At 72.5% G+C, this 3,731-nt stretch carries 3 protein-coding genes and 1 pseudogene; 1 reads left to right on the top strand and 3 read right to left on the bottom strand.

Annotated elements, in window-relative coordinates; all coding sequences use genetic code 11:
* Nucleotides 1-20: 20 nt before the first annotated feature.
* The 3 genes from AB0J68_RS29125 to AB0J68_RS29115 form a co-directional block, all read right to left on the bottom strand.
* Complete coding sequence (locus AB0J68_RS29125) at nt 21-1,184, bottom strand: thioester domain-containing protein (protein WP_354855370.1); 1,164 nt, start codon at nt 1,182-1,184, stop codon at nt 21-23.
* Between the two features lie 189 nt (nt 1,185-1,373).
* Nucleotides 1,374-2,060: a response regulator transcription factor gene (locus tag AB0J68_RS29120; RefSeq protein ID WP_354855393.1), complete on the bottom strand. Its 687-nt coding sequence runs from the start codon at nt 2,058-2,060 to the stop codon at nt 1,374-1,376.
* A 2-nt stretch (nt 2,061-2,062) separates the two neighbouring features.
* On the bottom strand, nt 2,063-3,328 hold the full coding sequence (locus AB0J68_RS29115; protein ID WP_354855369.1) for a PspC domain-containing protein: 1,266 nt from the start codon (nt 3,326-3,328) through the stop codon (nt 2,063-2,065).
* Nucleotides 3,329-3,487: 159 nt separating this feature from the next.
* Between AB0J68_RS29115 and AB0J68_RS29110 the strand changes: the two are divergent.
* Nucleotides 3,488-3,731: pseudogene (locus tag AB0J68_RS29110) on the top strand (hypothetical protein); the annotation flags it as partial.

The following is a 3,731-nucleotide window of genomic DNA, read 5'->3' as shown; positions in this document are numbered from 1 at the left end:
GGTGGTGTGGCGGGGATGGATCAGGCGGTGAAGCGGACCTTGCGACGACGCACCAGGAGGACGGCCACCGCACCCGCGGCGAGCAGCAGCAGACCGGCGGTCGCCGCCGCCGCGATCGGCGAACCGGTCAGCGGCAGGCCGCCACCGTTGCTCGCCGGCGAGGTGGACGGCGCCGGGCTGGCCGGCTGCGCCGAGTCCGACGGCGTGGCCGACGGGGTGGTCGGCGAGGCCGACGCGCTCGGGGTCGCCGTCGGGGTGGTCGGCGGCGTCGTGGGGACGGCGGTGAAGGTGGCCGCCGCCTGGGTGGTGACGGTGGCGCCGGTGCTGCCGCCGAGGATCAGCTTCTGCGCCTTCTTGGCGCCGGTGAACAGGAACACCCGGCCGAAGGAGACCGAGTCCTGCGCGGTCAGGGTCACGTTGACCGCGCCAGCGGCCTCAGCGGCCAGCCAGAACTGCCCGCCGTTGGTGGTCGTGGTGACCGGCTTGCCCTCGGCGTCGACGGCGGTGCCGCCGGTGGCCGCCACGGTGATGGCGCCCGCCGGGCCCTTCACCGTGAACGGACCGGCCTTGCCGCCGACCGTCGCGGTGGCGCTGGCCGGGTCGACGGACAGCTCGGCACGCGGCTCCGGCTGGTCGGTGGCGTTCTTGATGAGGTAGTCACGGACCTTCGTGATCACCTCGTACTGGTTGCGGGCCTGCAGGTCCTTCTCCCAGGCGCCCAGCTCGATGCCGTCGCTGAAGTGCCAGACGGCGGTCTGGGTGCCGAAGTAGAGCAGCGTCTCCAGCTGCTTCTTACCGACCTTCGTCTCCACGCCGGCGGCGGCGAGAAGCGCGGTGGAGTCGGCGTTCGGGTAGCCGTGGGTGAGCACCCACTGGACCTTGCCGAGGTTCCGCACCTCGGACTCGTCCCAGCTGCCCTCCTCGTACTTGCCGTCGAGCTTCACGCTGGTGTGGTAGTCGATGCAGAACGCCGGCACCAGCTTGCCGTCGATCTTCAGAGCGAGCGCAGACGTGGTGCGCGTCTTGCCGTCGAGCTTCAGGGTGACCTCGGTGCCATCGACCACCTTGGCCACACCGGTGGCCGGAGCAGCGGCTGCGGCACCCGCCACGCCGAGCGCCAGCGCGCCGCCGGCGACGGCCGCCAACGCGACCCGCGCCCAGTGTCGTCCTCGTTGTCCCAACATCAAGATTGGTACCTCTCCCCCAGGGGTGACCCGCTACCGCGGGCACGCGTAAGCCGCCGCCTCCGCGGGATGCCAACACCCACGCGCGGAAACGGGACCGGGGCAGTATGGGACGACGGGTGATCGTTTGTCAGCCCCGCCCGGCGGCATCCGTGGCATCTGCCCGAAATGCCGGGGCGGAGGAATAGATCACACGAGCCGGCGGTCCGCCGCCCAGCGGGACAGTTCGTAGCGGTTGGACATCTGGAGCTTGCGCAGCACGTTCGACACGTGCGTCTCCACCGTCTTGATGGAGATGAACAGCTCCTTGGCGATCTCCTTGTACGCGTACCCCCGGGCGAGCAGGCGCAGCACCTCCCGCTCCCGGTTGGTGAGCTGGTCCAACTCGGGGTCGGCCACCGGGGCGTCCGGCCGGGCCGCGAAGGCGTCCAGCACGAACCCGGCGAGCCGGGGGCTGAACACCGCGTCACCGTCGGCGACCCGACGGATCGCCGCGGTCAGCTCGTCCGGGGAGATGGTCTTGGTGACATACCCCCGGGCGCCGGCCCGGATCAACCCGATCACGTCCTCCGCCGCGTCGGAGACGCTCAGCGCCAGGAACTTGACCTGCGGATGGCTGCGCCGCATCGCCTCCAGCACGGCGCGGCCACCGCCGTCGGGCATGTGTACGTCGAGCAGCACCACGTCCGGGACGGTGGCGGCGATCCGGGTGACCGCCTCGGCCACCGTGCTCGCCTCACCCACCACCTCGACATGGGCGCCCAGCTCGGCACGCACCCCGGCACGGAACATCGCGTGGTCGTCGACCAGGAAAACCCGCAGGCGTTCCGGGCGGCTGGTCGCCGGGTCGAGGTGCTCCATCGGCTGCTCGGCCATGGTCATTTGTTCCTCTCCGCTGCGGACGAGTCCCGGGAGATCGGCAGGATCAACCGGACCTCGGTCCCCTCCCCCGGGCCGGACCGGATCTCGGCCCGTCCGCCGTGCCGCTTCATCCGTCCGATGATCGAACCGCGTACGCCGTGCCGGTGGTCCTCCACCGTATCCGGATCGAAGCCCTTGCCCCGGTCCCGGACGAAGACGCTGACCTGATCGGGCTCCACCTCGGCGTAGAGCGACACGGTCTGCACGCCGGCGTGCCGGGCCGCGTTCACCAGCGCCTCCCGCGCGGCGGCGACCAGCGCGCCGACCTTCTCGTCAGTCTCCCGGTCGCCCACCACCACGGTCTCCACCGTGATCGCGAAGGTGTCCTCGACCTCGGCGGCGGCCTGCTCCAGGGCGGCCGCGAAGCGCTCGCTCGGTGACGCCGTGGGCTTGTAGAGCCAGTTGCGCAGCGAACGCTCCTGCCCCCGGGCCAGCCGCTGCACCGTCTTGACGTCGCTGGCGTTGCGCTGGATCAGCGCCAGCGTGTGCAGCACCTGGTCGTGCACCATCGCGGCCAGCTCGGCCCGCTCCTGCTCGCGGATGCGCCCCTCGCGCTCCGCGCGGAGCTGGCTGTACGTCCGCCAGAGCACCGGCGCGGTGACCACCCCGACCCCGGCCAACCCGACCAGCGCGAAGATCACCCCGTTGATCACCGCGTCGAAGTTCTGTGCCGGCGAGTAGACCGCCGCGACACCGATGATGCCGACCGCGACCAGCACCCCGCCGCCGATGAACCGGAGGACGAAGGCCCGCCGGTCGCTCTCCTCGACGACCGCCCCGAGCCACGGGACCGGCATCGTGTCGCCCCAGCGCCGTCGCCGCTCGGGCGCCGACTGGTGCCAGATGACCCCGGCGCCGACCGCGATGATGGCCACCAGCCAACCGGCGGTGCCCGCCGCGCCGACCGAGTCGAAGACCATCACCTGGATCAGCAGGACACCGAGCCCGATCCCGACGAACGGCAGGAGCTGGGCCACGTCGCGCCGGGGCGGCACCGCGGTGTCACCGGGGCGCAGCGGCACCACCGCCCAGAAGGCCGCGTAGAGCAGCAGTCCGAGCCCGCTCAGCCCGAGCAGCACCATGAACGCCACCCGCACGCGCAGCACCGAGATGCCGAGATGGTCGGCGATACCGGCGGCGACGCCAGCGGCCATCCGATGCTCGGGGGCGCGGTACAGGCGCGGAGGCGGGGTCACGGTGCTGATCGCAGGCTCCCTGGTCACGGTGGTGGGCTGTCCGGAGGTCGGTGAGTCCGATCGTCACACGCTGCGGCGTCCGCCGACCACGGGGACGCCCCCGACATTCCGGCCGCCCGGATCTCAGGGTGGGGTCAGGGTCGGGTCCTGAGGCCGTTCGGGCGACGCGGGCAGCAGGATCGAGGCATGACCGAGGAAGCTGCCCCGCCGCCCCGCCCCGGGTCGGCACAGCCGGGCGGTTCAGCACCGCCCGCACCAGCCGGGACGCCCGCCGGCTGGACCGAGCCCACCACGTTCGGCCCGACCGCCGACACCGGCCCGACCGCCGAACCGACACCGGGCGCGTACGAGCCTCCGAGCGCGAGCTACACGCCCGGCGCCGGCTACACGCCCGGCACGGGCCAGGGACCCGCCGCGGGCTACGCGCCCG

It is taken from the genome of Micromonospora sp. NPDC049580, from assembly GCF_040675595.1.
In the GTDB taxonomy this organism is placed as follows: domain Bacteria; phylum Actinomycetota; class Actinomycetes; order Mycobacteriales; family Micromonosporaceae; genus Micromonospora.
Note: the sequence above shows the minus strand (reverse complement) of the source record. Positions and strands in the feature narration are given on the sequence as shown.

What these genes read in the sequence shown, in the direction of transcription:
- AB0J68_RS29125 (WP_354855370.1), bottom strand. Translation starts at nt 1,184, where the DNA reads ATGTTGGGACAACGAGGACGACACTGGGCGCGGGTCGCGTTGGCGGCC.
- AB0J68_RS29120 (WP_354855393.1), bottom strand. Translation starts at nt 2,060, where the DNA reads ATGGCCGAGCAGCCGATGGAGCACCTCGACCCGGCGACCAGCCGCCCG.